This window comes from Pseudomonas mercuritolerans, assembly GCF_025706525.1.
In the GTDB taxonomy this organism is placed as follows: Bacteria; Pseudomonadota; Gammaproteobacteria; order Pseudomonadales; family Pseudomonadaceae; genus Aquipseudomonas; species Aquipseudomonas mercuritolerans.
Genome location: NZ_JAMSHA010000007.1, coordinates 129,294 through 153,307, shown reverse-complemented (window position 1 = coordinate 153,307; position 24,014 = coordinate 129,294). Strand labels below are relative to the sequence as shown.

Sequence of the window (24,014 nt, the reverse complement as noted above, 5' to 3'; positions counted from 1 at the left end):
ATAAGCGTTTGTTCAATCTACGCAGTGAGGTCATGTTGAAAAATTGATCGCTGCCCGTTCCAGTGGTTGCCCGGGTAAAAGAGTAGCGACTGCAGCAGGCTGTCAGCTTGTAGCTAGCTGTGACTTGGCAGTAGCTGCGATGAATGCCCGCTTCACTATCCTGGGTATAAATCGTGGACTCTTTTGCTTTACGCCGTCTGTTGCGCTGATCCGAAGCGTGGTCGTTAAGCGAGCCTTTGAAATGTTGTTGACTGGGGAATTTATCGACGCTGATACCGCGGTAGAATGGGGCTTGAGAAACCAATCCGTCCAAAACGAAGAGCTTGATATGGCTGTAGAGACTTTGACAGCTGCGATAATTTCCAAGAGTGCTGCGGCGATTAGATATGGTAAACCCATGTTTTATCGCCAACAGGTTATGCGTCTTGAGGATGCCTACTCGTATGCGGCGAACGTCATGTCCTGCAATGCGCTGGAGGAGGATGCTATTGAAGGTATTGCAGCGTTCTTGGACAAACACTTGATTAACAACCATTAGCATTTGCGTGCTTTCAAGTCGCCATGCTTGAAATATTCAATTGCACACCCAGCAGTCGATCGTCGTTTTTCATGGCTACGAGGTCGTGAGCGGTATGCCTCCCCTCACCGGATGATTGCTGCTGCACTGGATGATGCCGAGCACATTGTCGTCGCCCATGCTAAGCATGCGATGAATATCTTGAGCACAAAGACCGCATCCGCGCGGACGGCTGCTGTAATGCCATAGCGGAATATCACGAGAAGCTTGGGGTTAGCCAAGCTTCGCTCCACATTATTGACTCGCTTGGCAAGAGCAACAGCGCATATTCCATGCTGGCAAGCTTGATTTAAGCAACACAACGCTACCCGCCAATCTTATTATAGTTGTTACATTATAACAAAAATGCACAAATTAAATACTGCTCAATTCAGCGCTAACCGCAAAAGAGCCCGGGCAACTGTCCCCTAGGCCTCGATATCTTGGAAAATAGACTGCGCACTACTTTCGGGGTGAGCATCCATTCCTTCGAGCGCTGATGGAGGCAAAAACTACTCTGAGTTCGCTGCCGACATCCAAGATGTTGCGGGTAGGCGGCCTTGCCGCCAGCCGCAACGACCGCAATACCTACAACCTCATTGAAATTGGCCGCTAAGGCCCTTCATATAAAGTCTGTCGATACATTATTCGCCTCATAATTTGCATGACGAGTATTCACTATGCTGTTATCGCAACATCAAAAGCTTGATTTGAACCTCCCGCGATACTCATTGGGTGTTACGCCAAAAAAACTTGAAAATTTCCTAATTAAAGTGGCTTCATGGCCAAGTCCTGTAATGTATGCTATTTCTTTTAGGGGACGGCTTGTATTGATGAGAAAGCTACGAGCTGCATCGATCCTGAACTGTTCAACCATCTTTCTCGGCGTTATCCCTGTACTCTCTCTGTATCTTCTTATAAAAGTTCGTTCAGTCATGTGCATTCGCGTCGCTAATGCTTTGATGGATAAATCACTTACTAAATTTGCCTGAACCCAAGCATGAAGGTCCGAAAAATTGCCGCTTTTTGTTTGCATATCTAAGCTAGTGCTGAACTGGTTTTGATCGCCTGGCCGTTTTAGAAAAACAACCAAGTGTTTCGCTACTTTCAATGCAATGGCATGCCCTAGGTCTATTTCGACCAGCGCTAACGCAAGATCAATACCGGAGGTAACTCCTGCGGAAGTCCATATATGTCCATCGTTAACAAAAATGGGGCCTCTTTTGAGTAATACATCTGGAAAAGATTGTTCGAATTCAGCATAAGCGGACCAGTGAGTCGTGGCTTCGCGACCTTTTAGTTGCCCAGTTGCGGCTAAGGCGAATACTCCCGTACAAACGGAAACTAACCTTATAGCTTTTTCAGCATGCGCTTTAAATATGGTATTGAACCGGGGGTTTCTGCAAAAGCTATGGATGCCAGGCCCTCCTGGTACTATTAATGTATGAGGAGCAGGCGAGCTTCGTTCTAAAGGTATGGTGTGAAGATCAGCGTTATCGGCGAGCGTCGCGGTATCATCAAGCGAAGTTATCGATAACTTATATGGTTGCGCTTTCGGGTCAGAGTAAAAATTAGCTGTTAAGAATACCTCCAAGGGACCTGCAAAGTCGATTAAGTTTGCCTGCGAGAAGGTGATGAACTGAATCGTTTTAGCCATCATATGAGCTCCTCCATTTATTAGTCTGGTAAGGGTATACTTCTTTTTGGCGTGATTCGTCAATTTATTGTCATTTAATTGGGATGAGATAGTGGCACAATGTCACTGTCTGAAAATTTCCACTCCTAAACAATCAGCAGGTCAAGTGTGATAAATAAAAAAGGCGCTGATTGAGTTGTGTATGCATCCTAGGGTGATTTTCAAGTTTCGAGTGGTTTGGTTTAACTTGGATTTACTCAATGGTAAATGAATACAAAAATTACAAAATTCCATAATTAAATTACGGCTGTGTCGGTTGCTATTATGCTGAAACTATATGAGTACGTTGAAGCGACAAAAAAGTGCGAAGAGCTCACGATAAAGATGGTCGAAGATGTGGGAGGGATCGTAATTTCCGTACGTGCAATAGAGCGAACTTTTCGGCTGGCCAATATCGAGGTGGAAAGAGCTGTACGTTGCAAAATTAGTGATTTCGATAAAACTACATATTTGCCTTCTTTCATGCTTGCAAGAGAGTTAAAGAAGCTGAATTTCTCTTTGGAAGCATTGAAAACTACTATTAAACGCAGCATTAGTGAGAGCTTAATTTACCTGAATTCTTTATCTTCAAATTCTGAAATGGATGTTTCAGAACGTTTAGATGACCCTCTTTACGATGCATTTCGCGAGTACAAAAAAGTTCTTATAAAAAGCATTCGCACGTTGAAGAAGCTCGATGATGAATTATTTAATGCAGAGATTAACCTCGTAGACATCAAGTAATAAATTCACCTGGCTGAACCAATTGCTTCGTGTTGAGCGATAAAGACGCCTGCTAAACAGTCGTACTCCCTCTGGTGAAAACGATCTTCCTTTTTAGAACAGGCCATCGAGTCATATCTGCTTGACTCATGACGAAAAACGACTATCGGAGTCGCTATGCATCTCAAGAATTTAAGTATCCCCAAGAAAGCCGCCCTGTGTTTCGGAATCATTACCGCCGTACTGATATGTTTGGGGGTTTTCTCATATTTTCAATTATCCCATCTTAGGGCTGCGGGAAAGCAGTTAGCAGATAACGCGCTACCTAGCACGCAGACTATCGACGACATCCAAATCTCTTTGCTCAATGCTCGCTTGGAAAGTATCAGAATGCTCGCCAATTCAACAAACGTGGATGGCAAGCAGGCTGCTGAAGCGAAAGTCCGGCACGCTGTGCAAACTTTGGAAGCTCGCAGCGAATATTATAAAAAAAACCTGATTGCCGGAGATCAAGACCGAGAGCAATTCGAGGCCGCAGACCGAGCGATGAAAGTTTACATCGCGGGGCTTGCGGAATTGACAAAGCTAGACTCATCTGAACATGAGCGTGCGCTGGCATTTGCAAATTCTACTCAAGCTGATAATGCAAGCTTTTTTCAGGATAAGCTCAACGTTATAAGGCAGTTCAATGCAGAGCAAGCAAAATCCTTGGGTGATGAGGCTGGGATGGTTTACGAAAAAAGTACTAATGTACTTACTATTGTCATCATCATCGCTCTTTTGCTTACAATAATATTAGCCATCGCTCTGACGCGCAGTATCGTCAAGCCGATTGGGGATTCACTTAGGTTAGCGGAAGAAATTGCTTCAGGGGATCTTACGCGCCGCTTGGAGGTTTCGGGATCAGATGAAGTATCCAGATTGATGATTGCGCTTAACTTGATGTCCAGTAATCTTCAAGGAACAGTGCTCGAAATATCAGAGGCATCTATGCAACTCAGTTCAGCTGCCGTCGAAATGACCTCGATTACAGAGGCAGCGGATCGACTGCTTCAACAGCAAAATAGTGAAATCGAGCAGGCTGCTACGGCCGTTACAGAGATGACATCTGCGGTAGAAGAGGTTGCACGTAATGCAACGTCAACATCCGAAGCGGCTCAGGATTCAAGTGAGTCGGCCAAGCTCGGCAATCTACGAGTCTCTGAGACGCTGAGCGCCGTTGAAACTCTGATAGAACTCGTGGAAAGCTCGTCTTCCCAAGTAGTTAAGTTAGCAGGCCAGGCTGAAGATATTAGTCAGGTTGTGGGAGTGATCCGAAGCATCGCAGAGCAAACTAACCTTCTTGCTTTGAATGCAGCGATAGAGGCAGCGCGTGCGGGCGAGCAGGGTAGGGGGTTTGCTGTTGTAGCTGACGAAGTAAGAGCGTTGGCACATCGTACTCAGATTTCTACTCTTGAAATTGAAAAAATGATAACAGCCATCCAAAATGGATCTGCCACTACGGTAGAGTCCATCCAGAAAAGTACTGAAGAAGTCTACAATACCAAAAGAACTGCTGAGGGCGCGGGCCATTCTCTGCGGAAAATTACTGAATCTGTGCTTCAAATTAATGAGCGTAATCTTCAAATCGCTGTGGCGTCAGAAGAGCAGGCACACGTAGCGAGAGATGTCGACAGAAGTTTGATAAGTATTCGGACTCTGGCCATTCAAAGTAGTGAGGGGGCCGGTCAAACGATAACAGCGAGCAATGAGCTAAGCCGACTCGCAGTCAACCTGAATGCTCTCGTGCAAAAATTCAAGGTTTGAGGCGTACACTAACAACAGGTTTCAGGGTTTTTATTTAGTTTATGCGACACCAGCGTACATGTCGGTTACCGGCGAAAAACAAGGCCTGAGTTGCTTATGATCGGAAGAAATCTCTCTGAGATGCGCGACGCGATGGCAAGCATGGTATCAACTCGCGAACTTGCACAGCGCGCTGAGATGGTGGCTGATCAAGCGATTACATGCAAGCGCGGGCAATCGTGCCATTAGGTGTGGACATCTTGGCTCCGGACTTCGCCGCCATGGCTCGCAGTTTTCATGTCGCTCATCACCGAGTGGACACTGCTCATAAGCTGCGCGACCTGCTACAGGAGCTGACCACTACCTAATCATTGAGTTGGACGCTGAATGTTATCTGCAAACGTCCGAACTGCAATAAATGCCGACTCACATCAACGGTAATCAGCCATTTGTTATTGATACAAATTAGCGCTTCTCCCCAACAACCAACGCCATGGAAAACCTGCAGCTAAACCTGACTGTATATTAGGGCAGAAAAGTCATTTCCGGTTTGTCAAGATTTTAGGACGATCGCCTACATTCTCGCTATGTGTCCCATCATAGGCGGGCCATGTTATCCATGCGGTAGGATTTTAGAGAGTGAGAGCTATCCTTCGGAAGGCACCCGCATTGAGTCTGACACCTTCTGCGTTGAACCTTATGAACATGGCAAGCTGAATCTATGGCCAGGCTACGTCGGGCTATTCACCCGCAGCGCGGAACACATCGACCTCGAGGCAGAGTTGCCAGCGCTGAATGAAGTACAGGCAGGTTCGCTCGGCCTGGTCCAGTTCTGGAGCAGAGACACAAAAATCGCCCGGAGCACGTACAATTGCCAATCAGAGATTCCAGTGTGAAGCCGCATCGTCGCACCGCCTAGCGTCCGGCCCGCCTCTATATTATTCCAGCTGTAGCCATCTACGAACCTGACTGGCGAGCGGGAAACCGAATCCCACGCGTATAGTTCGGTCGGATGGGGGATTGATGGGAGTCGCCGGTCTGTGGGAGAAATGGCACGAACCTTGTACTGACAGGATCCTGCGCAGTTTCACGATGCTCACGTTCAATGCCGATGACCATCCTTTCATGCGCAACTACCGTAAACCCGAAGATGAAAAGCGCATGGTGGTTATCCTGCCTAAGGAGCTGTATGCCGATTGGTTGAAAGTCTGGGCCAGCGATAACATGGAGTTCAAGCGTCAGTACCGGCCCGACTGACGGTCACCATGTAAGGCTACGTAACGGCCTACGTTAACCCGAACTGACGAAAACGAGAATGCTTGAACGACCAAAGACGAACTGCTACAACGGCTACAAGAGCAGTTTGAGCAGCACTTGCAAGGAACCCCCCGACGCGGTGATGCTTATGCGGCAGAGCCGGAACCCGAAACCAAGCCGTGGAAAAAGAAACCGAGCCCGCCTGATCAGGCATTTGCACAAGACCTGGCCGACATTGAAAAAAACACTGCAGACCAAGGACTAAAAGGGCTGCGCCTTGTGCCACTACAAGGAAAAATCGCCCGGGGCACAACCAGAGAGTGATGTTGAAAAGTCAGACCTGGCGCTTCACCTGTAGCAAGCTGTTCAGGAGCTAGACGCCAATTCGATTGAGTTGGTCAACGCCGTGAGCACCGCGACCCTCAATCAATTTCACGAGATGGCAGAGTTTGCAGACCGGATGAAAGAGGTTGCATACGTTGAAATGTATGGTCGCGAGCGAGAGACAAATGGTGTGGATGCTCGCCATCTTATTTTGCCGCCCAAAGGCTACTTCGGCGTCGTCCGAAGAGTTAAGGGAGTTGCGGCTATCGCGCGCATGGGCTTGCTGGCTGATGCAATCCATGGCGACAAGTCAGCCCGTCCACCACAAGCTTCATGAGCAATGGGAAAAGCACTCAAAAGGTTGCAGCTATGAGCCATTATGTTGCTGTATGAAGGTCTGCGTGTTACCGAGGCCTGTGCCAGCCTGGATATTTGCTCCACTGCTCTGTGGGGCTGCTACTGACAGTCGGTATTTGTATTTTATTTTGCTTTCGACCCCCTGCAGTGGTGCTGTTTTGGGGAGCGCTATCTGTCGGCGGCTCGCCGCTAGCTGATACAGACCGGACCGTTACGACGAGTTTGTGGCCATCCTCCATGTCCTGATGGTTAAGCTGCATTAGGCGTCTGTACAGACAAAACAAGACACATGACGCTGAGGAAAGCCCAGCGAAGCTATTTGCGGTGATCGGAATTGAGTACACAATTAAGTCCATCAATGAAACTTTATGCTATGAAAGGCTAAGAATTTCAAAGATTTGGAAGGTGAGTTATGATCCCGTCCGCTGCGCCACACTAGGTACGTGAATACTTGAAATCTTTTTACTGCGCGGTCTTGCAGAGTGACATCCATGCTGTTTCAGGAAATATGGAAATCCTTAGATTCAAGTGGATACGCATCGCTAGATGCCTGTCTTTCTTCTCGCTCCAGTCTGCTAATTTTCAAATGTCATCGATCTTTCGTTACTCCCGCGCTCGCTCCGCGTTTTGCCGCAATTGATCTAGGTAGTTCGCCCATTGTTGGGCAGCCTCTCGGCGTTGCGCCAGCAATTGAGCCCGCGCATACACTGCCCCGAGTGCACCAGGCATTCGGTGGGATAAAGACAGTTCCAGCACAATAGGATCTATACCCAAATGCTCGTGGGCAATAGTCCGATACGTGGCACGAAAGCCATGGGCCGTAATGTTGTACTCCGGCCAGATGCGCTGAAAGGACTTGAGCATAGAGGTCGGGTTTATGGGACGTCCCGGATAGACCGGAGAGACGAACACCCAGCCTTTGCCTTCTTCATCCACCACGCGAGTTTTATGTAGTTCGCGTAACAGAACCAAGGCTTGATCAGGCAACGGCACGATGTGTTTGCTCTTGTCCAGATGCTTGGTCTTGCTCACCACATAACGCCAATCGGCACCCACCAAGTCGACATCTTCCCAGCGCATTTGCACCAGTTCGCCTGGGCGGACCGGCAACATGACCAGCAGGCGCATGGCGGTGGCAACGCTGCCGTCACTGCAGTCATCAAGTCGTAGAAGAAACCTGCCCAGGTCGGACGGTCTTTCGATCGCCGGGTTGCTGGTCACGATGTGGCGAATCTTCAATTCCTCGATGTTACTGAGCGCCACGTTGCGCTCCACCCAGCTGCGACCTTCGGCAAAGCCCAGGACGGCACGGATGATGGTACGCACGCGCCGGGCCATGGCCATGGTGCGCCGGCGGCGCAACTCAGTGATGATCGTAGTGATGTGCTCTAACTTGATCTCGCTGATCGGTTTTTTGCCAATGGCAGGCAAGATGTGATTGTTCAGCGCTCCGGTAAATCCCGAGATGGATTTGGTCACCAATTCGGCAGACTTGAATGCCAACCATTGCTCGGCCACGTACGCGAAGGTGCGCTCTTCATTGAGCAATTGCGCCTCGATCTTGGCGGTCTTGGCCTTGAGCGGAGCCATGTGGTTAGCCACGTCGCGGCGTGCGCCGCGGGCGATGTCGCGCGCCTCCTTGAGACCAACGTCGGGGTAAGCGCCGATGGAGAATCGGTTTTCCTTGCCATGCAGGCGATACTTCAATCGCCAAACCTTGGAAGGGGGTTTGCCGACCTTGCTCGACGCCCTTACTTCCAAGTAGAGCCCAGGGACTTCGCCATCGGCGTGTTTGCCGGGTTCGGTCAGCGAGCGGATAAAGGCATCGCTGAGTTTTCGTCTGAAAACAACCGCATTATCTGGGGGCATCGGTGGGGGCATCCTTTTTAAGGAACCGAAAATTGCCCCCAATTATGCCCCCATAAGCTCTGGAATCCAGAGGATTTAGACAGACGGAAGTGGACTTAATTATCCAATAACATATTGTTATTAAACGATTTTGTGGAATTTAATGGAACTCCATCAGAGGCTATCGGGATCCCCAAAGAACATCTGAATCCGCGACCGTAACCACCGCTCCCCCGGGTCGTTGTCCTGCGACCCGCGCCAGGCCATATGCAATTCAAAGGTCCGCGTAGGCAGTGGCGGGTCTTCAGCACGCAGACCGCCAGCTGCCGTCAGTGCCTCAGCTGTGTAATCCGGCACGGTCGCGACAATATCGGTGCCTGCCAGCAACGTGCCCAATCCGTTGAACTGCGGCACGGCCAGCACCACGTGCCGTTTGCGTCCGAGCTTTTCCAGTTCTTCATCGACAAAACCACTGAGGTCGCCTGCGAACGACACCAGTGCGTGCGGTCGGGCGCAGTAGTCGTCGAGGCTCAACGGCCCCGGTACTGTGTCGGCGCGCAGCAGCTTCGGTGCGCTGCGGCGCAGGACCTTGCGCTTGGCGTTCGCCGGCAGGTCGGTGGTGTAGCTGACGCCGATCGAAATCTCGCCGGAGGCCAGCAGGCCCGGCATCAATATGTAGTTGACCCGTCGCACCACGAGGACGATGCCTGGTGCTTCGGCGCGCAGGCGCTTGAGCAGCATCGGCAGCAGGGCGAATTCGACGTCGTCGGATAATCCAATGCGGAACACCGACGTGCTGGTCGCCGGATCGAAATCGGCGGCACGACTGACGGCGGTCGAGATCGAATCGAGGGCAGGCGAGAGCAGGGCGAAGATTTCCACCGCGCGCGCGGAGGGTTCCATGCTGCGGCCGGTGCGGACAAACAAGGGATCGTCAAACAGGCTGCGCAGGCGCGATAAAGCGGCACTGATAGCCGGTTGGCCGAGGAACAATTTTTCCGCGGCCCGGGTCACACTGCGTTCGTGCATCAATGTTTCGAACACGATCAGCAGGTTCAGGTCGACACGACGCAGGTCATTACGATTCATCTGGAGTCCTGGCAGAGTCATCAAACTTGACGAGGGCGGCCATATGAGAACAATGGCCGGCATGAATCTTACGGGGAAAGGCTGGTACTCTGCACCGGAAAATTCAGCTTTACTGCGACGGTGGCAGGCCTTTTTTCATGGAATTTGCCAATGCCGCCCTTGATGCGGAATCAATGACAGGCATGTCGACTATTAATAGCCACTGATGGTCTTGGGTCCAAAGCCCAGATAGAGTTCATGGCATTAGAGGTTACTTTGACGAGGTTTGCGATGTCCCGCACGATCCGTTTTCACAAGTTTGGTCCGGCCGAGGTGCTCAAATGCGAAGAGCATGCGGCTGCTCAGCCAGGTCCTGGCGAAGTGCAGGTGCGTGTCGAGGCAATCGGCATCAGTTGGTACGACACCCTGTGGCGCCAGAATCTGGCGTCGTCCCAGGCACGTCTGCCTTCGGGTCTCGGTCATGAAATGGCTGGCGTGGTCACTGCGGTGGGCGCTGATGTCGACGACCTGTCCGTCGGCGACAAGGTAGCCAGTTTTCCGGCTGAAAGTCCGAACGATTATCCGGTGTACGGCGAGTCGATCGTTCTGCCGCGTACCGCGCTGACCCGCTACCCGGATGTGCTCAGCCCGATCGAAGCGAGCGTGCATTACACGCCGCTGCTGATCGCCTACTTTGCCTATGCCGATCTGGCGCGGGTCAAACCCGGTCAATTTGCGCTGGTGACTGACGCCAGCCACTGCGCCGGCCCGTCGTTTGTCCAGCTTGGTAAAGCGCTGGGTGTGCGAGTGATCGCCGCGACCAAGTCGGCCGAGGAGCGCGAGTACCTGCTGTCCCTTGGTGCGGAGAAGGTCATTGTCACCGAAGAGGAAGATCTGTTGATGCGCATCAACAAGATCACCGACAACCGCGGCGTCGATGTGGTATTCGATGGTCTTGGCGGTCCGCAGATGTCGTTGCTCGGCGATGTGCTGGCGCCACGCGGCAGTCTGGTTCTGTACGGCCTGCAGGGCGGCAATCAGACTCCGTTCCCGGCGTGCGCAGCGTTCCAGAAGAACATCCAGTTCTTCGTGCACTGCATCGGCAACTTCACCGGCAAGCCGGAGCTGGGCATTGTCCAGGATCACGTCGCTCTGCAACGTGCTCTGCGTGACATCAACCAGTTGACCGCTGACCGCGTGCTCCTGCCGCTAAAGACTCGTGTATTCCCGTTCAACGAGTTCGTCGAAGCACATCGCTACATGGATGAATGCCCGTGCCGCGAGCGGGTCGCCCTGCAAGTCGAACCTGCGTAAATCAGCTAAACAGAGTCCGTGGCCCCACGGACTCTTTTGTTTATTTTCCCGTCCCAAACCGATCCTGCCCGCCACGAAGCGTTGACCAATTCAGCAACTGAACTGGTTTTTGCTCCCCATCTGTATCTTCTAATCACACTATAAGCACTGATAATTGAATGATTACTTTCATCTCAAGGAATGAGCTATGGCTGTGCATTCAATTTGTCCAAGGCAATATCAAATGGCTGGCTCGGCTGGCTTCGTCAATTTCTGTTTAATTGCTGTAGGGCGTTTCGGAAGTTGCTTCTCCTTTTCTTGTAATGATTTGTCGTGGGACGTTGTGGGAAGTTTCCTCAGATCATTTGTGGATGGCAAAAGGTCAATGATTACGGGCGGTTGAGCGCCACGCTTGGCATCTGGGAGAATTTTTTCAGGTCAAGTGTTTCAAATAACTACAACTTTGTAAGTGTTAGCATTTCAGCGTCTATTACTTATTGATCCAATTGTCGCGCGCTCATTGTCATGTCTGCGCGGCATGAAACTTTTGATACCGGGTAAATACCGATGAGCACGATCCATGATCAGGCAATGAATTATGTCTATCAGCAAGTATTGCAGCGTCTGCTGAGTTTCTTTTCCCGAGCCGAGCGCACGGCATTGCAGTTGCTGATACAGCGCCTGGTGGTGGCCGCTGGCGGCATGGAAAACATCGGGCAGTTCAAGGTGCTGGTGCATCAGTCCGGCCTGCGTGACAGCTGTTACACCCTGGCCCTGCTTCGGGCGGCGCAACTGACCATTGCCGGCCGCGCCCCGGCGACTTTCCAGCTGCGCGTGGCCTCCCTTCGCTGGAATGGCGACAGCCCGGTCGCCCTGCAGAACCTGCATCGCAGCTACAGCGCTCTGTTTCTTTATGACGATCCGCGGGTCGAAGTGCTGATGGTCGATAACCGCGAGGTGCTGCCGTTCGACCATCGCACGCCTGTCAGCGATGAGGGGCGTGAGGCCAGTCGCGTCAATCTGCTGCTGGTCGGGCACTGTCGCACCTGGCTTGAAACCCCTGAATTATGGGATGACGCCTATCTGGCGACGGCCGAGTACTACAGCCAGATTGCCCGTTGGAACAATGGTGTCGACGCCATGATCAGCACTGAAAACAAAGGCAGTCAGCAGCAATTTCTCGAGGGTCTGAACCGCGCCATGCAGCGTGTGGCGATAGCGGGGCCAGGCACCGTCAATGCCGGATTCGAAGCGCTGTTTCCTCTGCTCGACGGGCTTGGTGACAATTTCTATGGCGAGCTGCTCCCGGAAGGTGACCGCATTGCCTGGCGCCCCGAAGGCGAGTTCGAGGCCTGCCGACGTACCAGTTTTATCGACATCAACGACATGATGGTTGGCAAAATCGAAGATCGTTGGCTTCTGCTGGGAGAATTTCTCGGTTATGAACCCGACGACCTGGCGCTGTACCAGGGCGAAGCGATTTTTGCTGACCCTTTGATCTCGGCACATGTGCGAGGTTTGTACGCCCGGTTCATCGAAGGGCGTGCCTATGAGGCGGGCATCGACGACTACGTCCGGCACACGTTGGCTGACATGCGGCGAAAGCAGGTTGCCGAGCCCGTCTGCGAGCACTTGCTGTCCAGCTACGACAACGCCGGCGGACCAGAGCAGCTGCGCACGCTTGCCGAGGATTACCTGAGCAATGGTTTCGGATTGAACGAAACGCAGTTGGCGTGCCTGTTGTTCGCACCATTCATCGACAGTGGCAAAGGCCTCGAGCGGTTCCTGCGCAACTGTCATCCCGGCATGCTCGTCGCCATGCCTGACCTGCACCGCGCCATGCAGGGCTTGCACGCGCCAGAGCAAGTGTTGAAGTGGCTGACGGAAGTCAGCGGTTTGCCGGTGAGGCTGGTGATCCGTCTCTACGCGATGGGCCCCGTACAGATTCAAGCACCCGCCGAATGCGCCTTGGAAAATGCGGGATCGGATGAGGTGGGTTCCGCCTCGCCATTCGAGCGGTCGACGGAACGCTGACCGTGAGCCAGGAGGTGGGTTGTGAACCGCTGTGTACAGGAACAAGGTTGTGAAAGGCGCGCGGGACAATGACTTCGTTTACCAAGCCGTTTATCGATATCTGACAATGCTGATTGATGATGCAGGGGGGAGCACCACGGTGCGCCTGCCATCGCTGCGTCAGCTGGCTGATCGGCTGAATGTATCCATCTCGACAGTGCAGTACGCCTATTCGCTTCTGGAGAAGGAGGGCCGGGTCTATTCCATAGCGAAATCCGGGTATTACGCGCAAGCGCTGTTCCATCTGGATGCGCCCGGCAACGGCAATGATTTGCTGGAGACCGTATACGTCAACGCCGGACGTCCCGGGATGTGTGTGTTGAGCGCCGACGAACCGGCCTCGCTGCAGCCGCTGGACAGTCCGTTGCTGACATTGGAGCGTGAGCTTTTGCGTCAATACCCGCGTCAGCTACAGACATTCGTACAACCTTGCGGTGAGCTGGAATTGCGGGTTGCGCTGGCGGCTCGGTACACCAGCTCCACAGAGCATTTCTGGCACGCCGATGACATCTATATCGGAGCTGATCTGCGCGGGGTCCTGGAGATCCTGATTTCGGTCCTTGAATTGCGCCAGGCCACCGTGATCGTCGAATCGCCTTGCGACTGGGTGATATTGCGCCTGCTCGAATCGTCCGGCGTACGCGTGATCGAGTGGTCATTGCTGGCCGAAGGCGTGCTCGATCTGTCGACACTGGAATCACTGTTGCAGAACGAGCCGGTGCGTTTGATTCTGTTGTCTTCGGTATTGAGCATGCCCCAAGGCAACGGCCTCACCCATGAAAATCAGCAGGCCACCGCGCAACTGCTCAATCAACATGGCGTCTGGGTGCTGGAAAACGACTGCTACAGCGAACTTGACGAGCGCAACGATTCGCAGCGATTGCGAACCTGGCTTGATCCTGATCGCCTGCTGGTGTTTTCCACTTTCGAAAAATTCATCGGCGCTGAAGCGCCATTCGGTTTTGTCTTGTCGCGTCACTGGCGCGAGGCGTTGCAGCGCCATTTTCTGCTGCGCGCGTTTCGATTGTCACCCATTCGCCAAAAGGCCATTGCCCGGCTGTTGAATGGCGGGCGGCTTGATCAGCATTTATGCGTGTTGCGGCGAATGCTGGGCGAGCGGCGGGCGGTGTTGATCCAGGTAATGCGCGAGCGTCTGGGCGATGCCCTGCATGTCATCGAGCCGCAGGGCGGGGCGACGGTGTGGGTGCGTTCGTTACGGCCGGTCGACATGACGAATGTGTTCCACCGCCTGCTCAAGCAACAGATCATCGTGGCGCCCGGCGAGCTGTTCAGTCTGCAAGGGTTGCACTCGGATCATCTGCGTTTAAGCGCGTTGAACCACGGCGAGCGCGACTTGCCGAGTGTCATCGGCTTGCTCGGTGATGCCTTGCGCCTGTCGCCCGGTCAATAACGTTAAAAAACATCGGGCGAGTTTCGGATACATCCCGTCGCACAGTGGTCAAACTGCCAGTAAACTGCGCTGCATTTCCTGAACCACTCCGATTTCAGAGGTTTTTGCATGACACTCAGTCCTTTTGCGGGCAAACCGGCACCGGCAGAACTGTTGGTCGATATCCCGCGACTGGTTACGGCCTATTACACCGGCCAGCCTGATGCATCGATTTCTACCCAGCGAGTGGCGTTCGGCACGTCCGGCCACCGCGGCAGTTCGTTCGATTTGAGTTTCAACGAGTGGCACGTTCTGGCCATCAGCCAGGCGATCTGCCTGTATCGCGAAGCCCAGAGCATCACCGGCCCGCTGTTCGTCGGCATCGACACCCATGCATTGTCGACCCCGGCCGGCGCTAGCGCGCTGGAAGTCCTCGCCGCCAACGGCGTCACTGTGATGATCGCCGAAGGCGATGAGTACACGCCGACCCCGGCAGTTTCCCACGCCATCCTCTGCTACAACCGCGGCCGTACTTCCGGCCTGGCGGACGGTATCGTCATCACGCCGTCGCACAACCCGCCACAGAGCGGTGGCTACAAATACAACCCAACCAACGGTGGCCCGGCCGATACCCACATCACCAAGTGGATCGAAGCCAAGGCCAACGAGCTGCTGGCGAACAAACTGGCCGGGGTCAAACGCATCAGCTACGAGCAAGCGCTCAAGGCCGGCACGACCCATCGTCACGATTACTTGAACACTTATGTCGCCGACCTGGTCAACGTCATCGACTTCGATGCCATCCGCGACGCCAAGCTGCGTCTGGGTGTTGATCCGTTGGGCGGAGCAGGGGTGCGCTACTGGTCGGCCATCGCCGAACACTACCGTCTCGACCTGGAAGTGGTGAATAAACAGGTCGATTCAACGTTCCGTTTCATGACCGTCGATTGGGACGGCCAAATCCGTATGGACCCGTCGTCCAGCCACGCGATGCAGGGCCTGATCGGCCTGAAAGAGCGCTTCGACGTGGCGTTTGCCTGCGATCCTGACCACGACCGCCACGGCATCGTCACGCCGTCCGGTGGTTTGCTTGCGCCGAACAACTATCTGGCGGTATCCATCGACTACCTGTTCCAGAACCGTCCGCAATGGCGCGCTGATGCTGCTGTCGGCAAAACCGTGGTCAGCAGCGGTTTGATCGACCGCGTGGCCAAGCGCCTGGGCCGTCGCCTGTACGAAGTGCCGGTCGGTTTCAAATGGTTCGCCGATGGCCTGTTTGATGGCTCGCTGGGTTTTGGCGGTGAAGAGAGTGCTGGCGCTTCGTTCCTGCGCAAGGATGGCGGTGTATGGAGCACCGACAAGGATGGCCTGATTCCAGCCTTGCTCGCCGCCGAAATGACGGCGCGCACCGGACGCGATCCAAGCCAGGCCTACCGCGCCCTGACCGATGAACTGGGCGAACCGTTCTCGGTACGCGTCGATGCCAAGGCCAACCCTGAGCAGAAGGCATTGCTGAGCAAGCTGGCGCCGGAGCAGGTCACCTCGACCGAGCTGGCGGGCGAAAAGATCCAGAGCATCCTCAGCCACGCACCGGGCAACGATCAGGCCATTGGTGGTCTGAAAGTCATGACCGAGAACGGCTGGTTCGCCGCGCGTCCGTCGGGCACTGAGGATATCTACAAGATCTACGCCGAAAGCTTCCTCGGCGACGACCACCTCAAACAACTGGTGGCCGAAGCGCAAACTTTGGTGGATGGCGCCATTTCCAGCAAATAATGCGCACATGAAAAAGGGCAACCGTAATGGTTGCCCTTTTTTATTGCCTGCAGATCAAGCCAGGTCGACCAGTACGATCTCGCTGTCTTCGATCGCCGTGACCGTCAGCACTTGCTCGTGTGCCACCGCCACGCCGTCACGCGCTTGGGCACGCAAGCCATTGACTTCGATCACGCCGGTGGCCGGAACCAGATAGGCGCGACGCCCCTCGTCCAGTCGGTACTCAGCGGTTTCACCGGCCTTGATGTTCGCGGCGACCAGACGCGCATTGGCGCGAATGTGCAAGCTCTCATCGTCGCCGTCCTTGCCGCTGGCCAACGTCACAAAACCCTCACGCTCGCCTTTGGGAAACGGCTTGGCACCCCACGACGGCGGCGCACCGGTTTCGGTCGGCAGAATCCAGATCTGGAAGATCTTGGTTTCCTTGTCCTCCAGGTTGTACTCGCTGTGAGCAATGCCGGTGCCAGCGCTCATCACTTGTACGTCGCCAGCTTCGGTGCGGCCCTTGTTGCCCAGATTGTCCTGGTGCGTGATGGCACCTTCTCGCACGTAAGTGATGATTTCCATGTCGCGGTGCGGATGCTGCGGGAAACCGGTGCCTGCAGCGATGATGTCATCGTTCCACACGCGCAGGTTGCCCCAGCTCATCCGTTGCGGATCGTAGTATTCGGCAAACGAAAAGTGGTGATGCGCGTCCAGCCAGCCGTGATGGGCACCGCCCAGCGAGCTGAAGGGTCTGAGTTCAAGCATGATCGTCTCCTTAATAAGGTTCGTCAGGGCGAGGCCCGTGGTTGATGACGACGATCATCTATCAGGCAATCATCGATAAAAAGCGCAAAAACTGCCGCATCATGATCAGGTTATTTGATGGGAATCCCCCCTCGACATCGTCTCATCCGACTTTCAATTCGTCGCCTAAACCGATGACCTGTAAGCATTTCGCTAGAACTCATCAGCAAATCCAGACACCATAGCCGCCACAGCCTCACACCCTGGAGTCCGTCAGCGTGGCGCAACACATCCCCGATCTTCCCCCTGAACTTCGTCCACTGGCGGAGATGCCCTGGTTCAAACGTCTGGCCGCGCGATTCTTTGGTCACGGGTTGACCAAGCTGCGCGCCCAGCACCGGGCGTCGTGGCTGCACGGGCAAGCCGACGGATTTCGCAGTGGCCACACCGCCGGCGTCGAATACGGTTTCAAGGAGGGCAAGCTTGAGGGGTTGGAGGAAGGCCGCCAGGTGCTGCTGATTCGCGACAGCCGCAACACCGAGCATCGGCCGCCCAGCGTCGATAACAACCTGTTCGATGACTGGCGCCTGCCGCTGACGGCGGAACTGAAGAAGCGCATCAAGGCTGACGTCGCCCGTTTGCTTCCGGCCCACGCCCAGCCCAGCGCCGCGCAGTGGAAAATGATCTTCAGCGATACGCCGTCCACCTCGGTGGTGGCTGGTGCCGGCGCCGGCAAGTCGACCACGCTGGTGCTGCGCATTCTGTTGCTCAGCCATTATCTGGGTTTTGAGCTGGATTCGATGACCGTGGTGACCTTCACCCGCGAATCGCGTAAGGACTTCATCAACAAACTCATCGAAATCTTCACGCTGTGGGGCCAGCCGCTGAACCTCAAGCAGGCCCGCGAGCTGGTCAGAACCTTCCACTCACGCATTCTGCCGATGGTCCGCAGCCTGCCGGGTTTCGAGCTTTTGCAGGCCTTCGAGAACCTCAGCGATCGCCCGCAAAGCGACGCAGAGGAGGTCGACAGCAATCCGTTTGACCTGCGTATCAATGACGCGCAGCGCCAGCAACTTAATGCTTGTTATCACCGGCTGTTCAACGACGATGAGCGTTTCCGCCAGTTGATCCAGCCGCTGTCCCGTGCCGGGTTACAGTTGAAGGAACTGGAACGCGATCACCCCGATGTGCAGAAACGCATGGCGGTCACCGAACTGGCGGCCAAACGCGATGAAGAGCTCTGCGATGTGATTGAGGATCTGTGGTTTCGCGCAGGGGCGTGGCCGATCAAAGGCATCGAACCGAATCGGCAGGCCTTCGAAATCAATGGTTCGAAGTTCCACGCTCACGGCTATATTCCCAGCCTCGATGCCTGGGTGGTGCTCGGCTCTGATCCCAGGGAAAACGCCCAGCTGACCCGACCCAACGCCAAGCTGAGTGTCCGTGCAGAGTGGGCGGTCAAGCGCACCCTGTTTCAAGCTTTCTGCCGTAAGCCATTGATATGGCTGGATAGTTACGAGTCATCCAAACGCGTTCTTGCGACGTTGGCCGGAGATGCCAGCGCCGGTCCCGGCTTTGATTACAAGGTCAAAGGCGAGCTGGCATCGGCGCCATTGCTGGATTGTTTTGTCGCCGCAGCAGGCTTTATCGAAAACCTCGGCCTGGATGTACCGGACGCGGTCAGTCGGATGAGCTTCGCCAAGGACGATCCCGATCGCTTTTTCTTTGAAGCCCTGAGCCTGTTCTGGCGCGCATTTGAAGATCACTTGCTGGATCAGAAGCCGCCAGTGATGACCTACAACCGCATGTTCGCGTTGTTCAGCGAGCACTCGCCGGAAAACCTCAAGCTGCTCGGCGATGAGTTGCTGCGGCCTATGGCGCATTTGATGATCGATGAGTTCCAGGACGTATCGCCGCAGATCGTTTCGTGGATTCGTGCCAGCCTCAATGAAATCCGCAGCCGTGGCCCGGCCATGCATGTCGGGCGAGGGGCGCAGCGGTCGTCGCTGCTGTGCGTCGGCGATGACTGGCAATCGATTTACGGCTGGCGCGGCAGTTCGCCGAGCTACTTCATGGAGTTCAACAAGGAATTCCCTTCACCGAGCACAACGCGGGTCATGCTCAGTGACAACTACCGCAGCCACCAGCACATCATCGACGCCGCCGAACACATCGTCCGTGCCGCGCCAGCGATAGCGGGCAAAAAGGCCAAGGCCAGTGGTGAGCCCAAGCCGCTTCACCCGGTCAACGTGCTTGAGCGGGATGATGAAGCATTGGGTCAGCGCCTGGCCGAGCATTACCGGCGCGGCGATTCAATCTTGATGCTTTATCGAAAAAGTAGCGATAAGTTATTGATAGAGCGGCATATTCAGCATGTACTTAATGTAGATTCGAGCTTGCCCTACGACGCGCGGCGGCTGAAACAACTGACCTATCACAGCGCCAAAGGCTTGCAGGCTGATGCAGTATTCCTGCTGGGTGATTGCCAGCATCTGACCAGCTCTCCGTACAAGAATCAGGTCTATCGCATGGCGGGATTGGGTAAAAGCGGTGACAGCGAGCCGTACGACACTGCGCAAAAGGACGAAATCCTGCGCCTTGCCTACGTCGGTATCACACGCGCCGTCAGTCATTGCTACTGGTACGTCGAACCGCAGGAAACCCAAGCGGTAAACATGCCGCGGGCCTCGGATCGAGTTGCCAGGGGCAAGCCTTTCTTCGTCGATCATCGGATCGAAAAGGCCAGCGCCTGATCAATAAAAAGCCCGCATCACTGCGGGCTTTTTATTTTAAATCAGGCGCTTATGCGTAGTTCTTGAGAGATTCCGGAGGAGTGAAAGCTTCCAGCTCATCCTCGATGGCTTCGATGATTCGCTCGACGTCCGCCGCGTTCATCACCGTTGCGCAGGGAATGCCGGCGATGGCGATCATGGTTTCGCCGCTGGCACGATCAAACAGACGGGCGATCATGCTGCCCGGCGCATCCATCGTTGCCTCGAAACCCATTGGATGAAAATGCCAGCGCATCAGCTGGCAAGCGTTGGGGAAAGTGACCTTGCTGAACCCTTTATTCATGGTGTTGCCCGCCTGCTTCATCGAGCGCTTCCTTTTGCTCATGTTAGGTGGGAAGAGCCTTCATTGGCTCAACCAGTGCTTGAGCTTTAAAAGTAGCATCCGTGTGTGAAAAAACTGTGAGTTTTTTCAGTCCGTTTAGCGATTGATTCGCATTTTTTGATGTAAGTCACTGGCTCATCGATTATCGCCAAAACGCCACTATGGATTTTTCGTTGAAGCGGCAGAGGAAGTTGGGCAAGCTCGGTTCTTTTTCGCCGAGCCGCTTATGCACGCCGATGACGACGGCCCAGAACAGACCCAGGCCACGGCCGCCACGGTCATGCGCTATCACCTGAGCTGGAAACACCGGGATCTGGACAGCGTGATGGCGCTTTATCACGCCGATATCCAATACAACGATTTCTTTCAGAATCGCGTACTTGGTCTGAACGAGTTGCGCGAATACGTGCGCGTGAGCATGCCGCGAGAATCCGACGAACTGCTCGAGCATTGCGACCGAATCCGGGTGGACGGCAACACCGCGTTCATTCAATACGAGGTGACCTTGCGCGGCGGCGATGGCCTGGTGTCGTTTCGCTCCAGCGAAGCGATCACGGTCAAGGACGGTTTGATCTGGCGCGTCAACGAGTACGCCTCGCTGGTGCGTACGCAAGCCGATGGCAGTTCGGCGCCGAGTCAGCGCCCGGCGGTCAGTCGGCTGGGTCTGTCACCGCGGCAGCTGAGTTTCATGGCCGAAGACCTGCAGCAGTATTTCGAAAAGCAGCAGCCCTATCTGGACCCTGAGCTTGACCTGCAACGGGTGGCGAAGGAGTGCGGGTACAGCCGCAATCAGATTTCCTATCTGCTCAATCAGGTGCTGGGGCAAAGCTTCTATCGCTACGTCAATCAGGCGCGCCTGCAGCATTTGCTACGTGCGCTGGACAGCGCCACGCCGCCGTTACGTGTCGACGAGCTAGCGTTTGCCGCCGGCTTCAATTCGCTATCAGCGTTCTACAAATGCTTTCGCGAGCACACCGGTCAGTCGCCCAAGGCCTACGCCAAACAAATTTCCCTGCGGGCACGCGCGCAAGACATCCACTGAAGGCAGCCACTAGGATCGACGCCATCGAAAGTTTTCAGTGGCGGAGTCTGGCATGTCGGCGTGGCGCACGATCAGTTTGTGGATGGATCAGCTCGATGAGCCGCTACTGGCGCGGCCTGCGCTGGAGCGCGATCTGGACGTCGACGTGGCGATCATCGGCGCCGGTTACACCGGACTGTGGACGGCGTACTACCTGAAGAAACAGGCGCCCGGCCTGGATATCGCCATCGTCGAGGCGCAAACCGCCGGGTTCGGTGCTTCCGGGCGTAACGGCGGCTGGCTGATGGGTAATTTGCTGGGCGAGGATCGCTTGCTCGCAGGCTTATCGCCGCAGCAACGGCGGGCGTCGTTTGATCTGCTGCACAGCATCCCCGATGAAGTGGAGATCGTCATCGAACGCGAAGGCATCGACTGCGATTACCGTAAGGGCGGGGTGCTTTATTGTGCTGCGCGCTATCCAGAGCAGGAAACCGTTCTGCGCGATTACCTGAGCAAGCTGCATGCCCAAGGTCTGACTGACGACGATTACCGCTGGCTCAGTCCCGAGCAGTTGGCCCAGCAGATCCGCGTGGCCAAACCCTACGGCGGCATCTTCGCCCCCCATGTCGCGACCATTCACCCGGCGAAACTGGCGCGTGGCCTGGCGCGGACCGTGCAGAACATGGGCGTGAAAATCTACGAAAACAGTCCGGTCACCCACTGGCAGTCCGGCAGTCTGCGTACCGCCAAGGCCAGCGTGCGCAGCCGCTGGATCGTCCCGGCGGTAGAAGGGTATTCGGTGACGCTGCCGCCACTTGGCCGCTATCAGCTGCCGGTGCAAAGCCTGATCGTCGCCACCGAGCCGCTGTCCGCTGCGACCTGGGACGAAATCGGCCTCAATCGCGGCCAGGCCTTCAGCGAGTTCAGCCGCCAGGTCACCTATGGTCAGCGCAGTGCCGACAATCGTCTGATCTTCGGCGCCCGTGGCGGTTATCAGTTCGCCGGCAAGCTGCGCCATGACTTCAACCTCACCCGCGATGAAGTCGAGTTGCGCCGCTATCTGTTCGGCGAACTGTTCCCGCAGCTGAAAAATGTGCAGATCACCCACGCCTGGGGCGGCAATCTCGGCATGTCGCGGCATTTCAAGCCGCACATGCTTTGCGACCGCGCCAACGGCATCGCGTTGTCCGGCGGATACGGCGGGGAGGGTGTTGGTGCCAGCAACCTCGGCGGACGCACCCTGGCGGATCTTATTCTGGAGCGCGACAGCGAACTGACCGAGCAACCGTGGGTGCTGCCCGACGGCGGCATTCACGCGCTGCGTGCCTGGGAGCCAGAGCCATGCCGCTGGCTCGGCTACAACGCGATCATCAAAAGTTTCGTGCACGAAGACCAGACCCTGGCCAATCCCGCGACCGCGCCCTGGCGGCGCAAACTCGCCAGCCGGGTTGCCGGGTTCATGGAAGGTTTCATGCACTGAACGTCGTTTCCCTCAATAAACAGGTCACGCCATGAGCATCACCCACTTCAAGAACACCGCCACGCTTGAGCTCGAAGAATCCAACCCGGTCGCCGTGCCCCTCGGCGAACCCGTCGCAATTGCCTCGACCACCGGTGTCGAGCGCGACGACGGTGTCGAAACCGGCGTCTGGGAATGCACCCCGGGCCGCTGGCGGCGGCAGATCACCGCGCAGGAGTTCTGCCATTTCATTTCCGGGCGTTGCACGTTCACTCCTGACGGTGGCGGCGAAACCCTGCACATACAAGGCGGCGACGCACTGATGTTGCCAGCCAACACGCTCGGGATCTGGGATATCCAGGAAACCGTGCGCAAGAGCTACGTGCTGATTTTCTGATTGTTTGATCCTTTGATTGCCTGCCAACAAAAAAAGCCCATACAGGAATCGCCCCATGATCCAGAAAACCCTCGCATTGGCGCCGCTGCTGCTGGCCGCTTCCGTCAGTCACGCGGCCGAGACGGTCAAGGTCTACAACTGGTCCGACTACATCGCCCCGGACACCACGAAGAACTTCCAGAAAGACACGGGCATCGGCGTCACTTATGACGTCTACGACAGCAACGAAACCCTCGACGGCAAGTTGATGACCGGCAAATCCGGTTACGACGTGGTTTTTCCGTCGAACCACTTCATGGCGCGGCAGATTCAGGGCGGGGCGCTGAAGAAACTCGACAAGAGTCAGTTGCCGAACTGGAAGAATCTCAACCCGGCGCTGCTCAAGGCCTTGCAAACCAACGACCCTGACAACGAGCACGGTTTCCCTTATCTGTGGGGCAGCACCGGTATCGGCTACAACATTGCCAAGGTCAAAGCGGTGCTGGGCGACAACGCGCCGGTGGATTCCTGGGATCTGATCTTCAAGCCCGAATACATGGAAAAACTGCAGAAGTGCGGCGTGGCGATCCTCGACAACGGCCCGGAATTGCTCCCGGCGGCGCTCAACTACCTGGGCCTGCCGCACCACAGCAAAAATCCCGAAGACTACAAGAAAGCCGAAGCGCTGCTGATGAAAGTGCGGCCTTACGTCAGCTACTTCCATTCCTCCAAGTACACCAGTGATTTGGCCAACGGCGACATCTGCGTAGCAGTAGGCTTTTCCGGCGACATCCTGCAAGCGGAGAACCGCGCCAAGGAAGCCAAGAACGGCGTCGAGATCGGTTATGCGATTCCCAAGGAAGGCGCGGCGATCTGGTTCGACATGGTCGCCATGCCCGCCGACGCACCGGACGAAAAGGCCGGCTACGCCTTCATGAACTACCTGCTGCGCCCCGATGTCATGGCCGGTATCACCAATTACGTGCATTACGCCAATGGCAACGAACAAGCCGACAAACTGATCGACCCGGCAATCAAGAACGACACCAAGGTTTACCCGAGCCCGGAGATGATGGGCAAGCTGTTCGCGCTGGAAGCGATGCCGCTGAATATCGACCGGATCCGGACGCGGGTGTGGAACAAGATCCGCACCGGTAGCTGAACCTCCGTCCTCTGTCGGAGCTGACGAG

General features: G+C 55.2%; 19 protein-coding genes. 14 read left to right on the top strand and 5 right to left on the bottom strand.

What is annotated here, in order from left to right:
• Positions 1-43: 43 nt before the first annotated feature.
• The gene (locus ND528_RS20355; RefSeq protein ID WP_408005047.1) at positions 44-538 is read left to right on the top strand and encodes an enoyl-CoA hydratase-related protein; all 495 of its coding nucleotides are present in this window, start codon (positions 44-46) and stop codon (positions 536-538) included.
• 715 nt (positions 539-1,253) lie between these two features.
• Here ND528_RS20355 and ND528_RS20350 read toward each other — a convergent pair.
• Positions 1,254-2,216 carry a GlxA family transcriptional regulator gene (locus ND528_RS20350; RefSeq protein WP_263471057.1) on the bottom strand — a complete coding sequence of 321 codons (963 nt, stop codon included), beginning with the start codon at positions 2,214-2,216 and terminating at the stop codon, positions 1,254-1,256.
• A 300-nt stretch (positions 2,217-2,516) separates the two neighbouring features.
• Here ND528_RS20350 and ND528_RS20345 point away from each other — a divergent pair, with 300 nt between their 5' ends.
• From ND528_RS20345 to ND528_RS20330, 4 genes are all read left to right on the top strand, one after another.
• Positions 2,517-2,975: a hypothetical protein gene (locus tag ND528_RS20345; RefSeq protein WP_263471056.1), complete on the top strand. Its 459-nt coding sequence runs from the start codon at positions 2,517-2,519 to the stop codon at positions 2,973-2,975.
• 156 nt (positions 2,976-3,131) lie between these two features.
• The gene (locus ND528_RS28720; protein ID WP_263471055.1) at positions 3,132-4,760 is read left to right on the top strand and encodes a methyl-accepting chemotaxis protein; all 1,629 of its coding nucleotides are present in this window, start codon (positions 3,132-3,134) and stop codon (positions 4,758-4,760) included.
• 1,002 nt (positions 4,761-5,762) lie between these two features.
• Positions 5,763-5,996, top strand: a complete 234-nt coding sequence (locus tag ND528_RS20335) for an SOS response-associated peptidase (protein ID WP_263471054.1) — start codon at positions 5,763-5,765, stop codon at positions 5,994-5,996.
• A 406-nt stretch (positions 5,997-6,402) separates the two neighbouring features.
• On the top strand, positions 6,403-6,657 hold the full coding sequence (locus ND528_RS20330) for a hypothetical protein (protein ID WP_263471053.1): 255 nt from the start codon (positions 6,403-6,405) through the stop codon (positions 6,655-6,657).
• A 623-nt stretch (positions 6,658-7,280) separates the two neighbouring features.
• On the opposite strand, the gene ND528_RS20325 is transcribed toward ND528_RS20330, so the two are convergent.
• Positions 7,281-8,546: a tyrosine-type recombinase/integrase gene (locus ND528_RS20325; protein WP_263471052.1), complete on the bottom strand. Its 1,266-nt coding sequence runs from the start codon at positions 8,544-8,546 to the stop codon at positions 7,281-7,283.
• A gap of 153 nt (positions 8,547-8,699) precedes the next feature.
• Complete coding sequence (locus ND528_RS20320) at positions 8,700-9,614, bottom strand: LysR family transcriptional regulator (RefSeq protein WP_016774850.1); 915 nt, start codon at positions 9,612-9,614, stop codon at positions 8,700-8,702.
• A gap of 270 nt (positions 9,615-9,884) precedes the next feature.
• Between ND528_RS20320 and ND528_RS20315 the strand changes: the two genes are divergently transcribed.
• The 4 genes from ND528_RS20315 to pgm all read left to right on the top strand — a co-directional run bounded on the left by ND528_RS20315 (position 9,885) and on the right by pgm (position 16,125).
• A complete protein-coding gene (locus ND528_RS20315; protein WP_064362651.1) occupies positions 9,885-10,907 on the top strand; it encodes a zinc-dependent alcohol dehydrogenase family protein in 1,023 nt (340 codons plus the stop codon).
• 546 nt (positions 10,908-11,453) lie between these two features.
• Entirely contained in the window at positions 11,454-12,920 is a 1,467-nt protein-coding gene (locus ND528_RS20310; RefSeq protein ID WP_263471051.1) for a hypothetical protein, read from the top strand.
• Between the two features lie 49 nt (positions 12,921-12,969).
• The gene (locus tag ND528_RS20305) at positions 12,970-14,370 is read left to right on the top strand and encodes an aminotransferase-like domain-containing protein (protein ID WP_263471050.1); all 1,401 of its coding nucleotides are present in this window, start codon (positions 12,970-12,972) and stop codon (positions 14,368-14,370) included.
• Between the two features lie 108 nt (positions 14,371-14,478).
• Entirely contained in the window at positions 14,479-16,125 is a 1,647-nt protein-coding gene (gene pgm / locus ND528_RS20300) for a phosphoglucomutase (alpha-D-glucose-1,6-bisphosphate-dependent) (RefSeq protein WP_263471049.1), read from the top strand.
• Between the two features lie 54 nt (positions 16,126-16,179).
• On the opposite strand, the gene ND528_RS20295 is transcribed toward pgm, so the two are convergent.
• On the bottom strand, positions 16,180-16,875 hold the full coding sequence (locus ND528_RS20295) for a pirin family protein (RefSeq protein ID WP_016774845.1): 696 nt from the start codon (positions 16,873-16,875) through the stop codon (positions 16,180-16,182).
• Between the two features lie 257 nt (positions 16,876-17,132).
• Between ND528_RS20295 and ND528_RS20290 the strand changes: the two genes are divergently transcribed.
• On the top strand, positions 17,133-19,607 hold the full coding sequence (locus ND528_RS20290; protein ID WP_263471048.1) for a UvrD-helicase domain-containing protein: 2,475 nt from the start codon (positions 17,133-17,135) through the stop codon (positions 19,605-19,607).
• 49 nt (positions 19,608-19,656) lie between these two features.
• On the opposite strand, the gene ND528_RS20285 is transcribed toward ND528_RS20290, so the two are convergent.
• Positions 19,657-19,929 (bottom strand): DUF1652 domain-containing protein, encoded by a 273-nt coding sequence (locus ND528_RS20285; protein ID WP_039761582.1) that lies wholly within the window; start codon positions 19,927-19,929, stop codon positions 19,657-19,659.
• Between the two features lie 265 nt (positions 19,930-20,194).
• Here ND528_RS20285 and ND528_RS20280 point away from each other — a divergent pair, with 265 nt between their 5' ends.
• From ND528_RS20280 to ND528_RS20265, 4 genes are read left to right on the top strand one after another with little or no spacing between them, the layout of a single operon-like run.
• Positions 20,195-21,010, top strand: coding sequence for a helix-turn-helix domain-containing protein (locus tag ND528_RS20280; RefSeq protein ID WP_263471047.1), 816 nt, complete (start codon positions 20,195-20,197; stop codon positions 21,008-21,010).
• 52 nt (positions 21,011-21,062) lie between these two features.
• Positions 21,063-22,469: an NAD(P)/FAD-dependent oxidoreductase gene (locus ND528_RS20275; protein ID WP_263471046.1), complete on the top strand. Its 1,407-nt coding sequence runs from the start codon at positions 21,063-21,065 to the stop codon at positions 22,467-22,469.
• A 31-nt stretch (positions 22,470-22,500) separates the two neighbouring features.
• Complete coding sequence (locus tag ND528_RS20270; protein WP_263471045.1) at positions 22,501-22,845, top strand: cupin domain-containing protein; 345 nt, start codon at positions 22,501-22,503, stop codon at positions 22,843-22,845.
• 55 nt (positions 22,846-22,900) lie between these two features.
• Positions 22,901-23,986 carry a polyamine ABC transporter substrate-binding protein gene (locus tag ND528_RS20265; protein WP_263471044.1) on the top strand — a complete coding sequence of 362 codons (1,086 nt, stop codon included), beginning with the start codon at positions 22,901-22,903 and terminating at the stop codon, positions 23,984-23,986.
• Positions 23,987-24,014 lie beyond the last annotated feature (28 nt).

Coding starts and splice junctions, on each gene's coding strand:
- ND528_RS28720 (WP_263471055.1), top strand. CDS start 3,132: ATGCATCTCAAGAATTTAAGTATCCCCAAGAAAGCCGCCCTGTGTTTC.
- pgm (WP_263471049.1), top strand. CDS start 14,479: ATGACACTCAGTCCTTTTGCGGGCAAACCGGCACCGGCAGAACTGTTG.
- ND528_RS20295 (WP_016774845.1), bottom strand. CDS start 16,875: ATGCTTGAACTCAGACCCTTCAGCTCGCTGGGCGGTGCCCATCACGGC.
- ND528_RS20335 (WP_263471054.1), top strand. CDS start 5,763: ATGGGAGTCGCCGGTCTGTGGGAGAAATGGCACGAACCTTGTACTGAC.
- ND528_RS20265 (WP_263471044.1), top strand. CDS start 22,901: ATGATCCAGAAAACCCTCGCATTGGCGCCGCTGCTGCTGGCCGCTTCC.
- ND528_RS20280 (WP_263471047.1), top strand. CDS start 20,195: ATGCACGCCGATGACGACGGCCCAGAACAGACCCAGGCCACGGCCGCC.
- ND528_RS20345 (WP_263471056.1), top strand. CDS start 2,517: ATGCTGAAACTATATGAGTACGTTGAAGCGACAAAAAAGTGCGAAGAG.
- ND528_RS20320 (WP_016774850.1), bottom strand. CDS start 9,614: ATGAATCGTAATGACCTGCGTCGTGTCGACCTGAACCTGCTGATCGTG.
- ND528_RS20315 (WP_064362651.1), top strand. CDS start 9,885: ATGTCCCGCACGATCCGTTTTCACAAGTTTGGTCCGGCCGAGGTGCTC.
- ND528_RS20350 (WP_263471057.1), bottom strand. CDS start 2,216: ATGATGGCTAAAACGATTCAGTTCATCACCTTCTCGCAGGCAAACTTA.
- ND528_RS20270 (WP_263471045.1), top strand. CDS start 22,501: ATGAGCATCACCCACTTCAAGAACACCGCCACGCTTGAGCTCGAAGAA.
- ND528_RS20310 (WP_263471051.1), top strand. CDS start 11,454: ATGAGCACGATCCATGATCAGGCAATGAATTATGTCTATCAGCAAGTA.
- ND528_RS20275 (WP_263471046.1), top strand. CDS start 21,063: ATGTCGGCGTGGCGCACGATCAGTTTGTGGATGGATCAGCTCGATGAG.
- ND528_RS20325 (WP_263471052.1), bottom strand. CDS start 8,546: ATGCCCCCAGATAATGCGGTTGTTTTCAGACGAAAACTCAGCGATGCC.
- ND528_RS20285 (WP_039761582.1), bottom strand. CDS start 19,929: ATGAATAAAGGGTTCAGCAAGGTCACTTTCCCCAACGCTTGCCAGCTG.